Origin of the sequence: Flavobacterium macrobrachii, from assembly GCF_014486675.1 — a bacterium.
Lineage (GTDB): Bacteria > Bacteroidota > Bacteroidia > Flavobacteriales > Flavobacteriaceae > Flavobacterium > Flavobacterium macrobrachii.
In genome coordinates, this window is the sequence record NZ_JACTAC010000208.1 from 1 (window position 1) to 319 (window position 319).

General features: G+C 37.9%; 1 protein-coding gene. It reads left to right on the top strand.

Going from position 1 to position 319, the window contains the following annotated elements; all coding sequences use genetic code 11:
• On the top strand, positions 1 to 319 hold a 319-nt coding region (locus IAI56_RS15990; protein ID WP_187658799.1), incomplete at both ends, for a hypothetical protein.

The following is a 319-nucleotide window of genomic DNA, read 5'->3' on the forward strand; positions in this document are numbered from 1 at the left end:
CATTTCTTATCCTCAATTTGCTGGTTATTTGTCATTACCAGAAGCAGATTTTGTTCTTGATGTAAGAGACGAAACAGGTGCAACAACAGTTGCATCATATCAAGCACCATTTAACACTTTTAACTATGCTGGAAGTGCAATAACTGTTTTAGCTAGTGGTTTTTTAAATCCTGCTGTGAATAGCGATGGTCCAGCTTTTGGACTTTGGGTAGCTTTTTCAAATGGTGGACCATTGTTTGAATTACCATTAGTTGAAGTTCCTCAAACTGCTCGTTTACAAGTAATTCACAACTCACCTGATGCAATAGCAGCAGAAGTG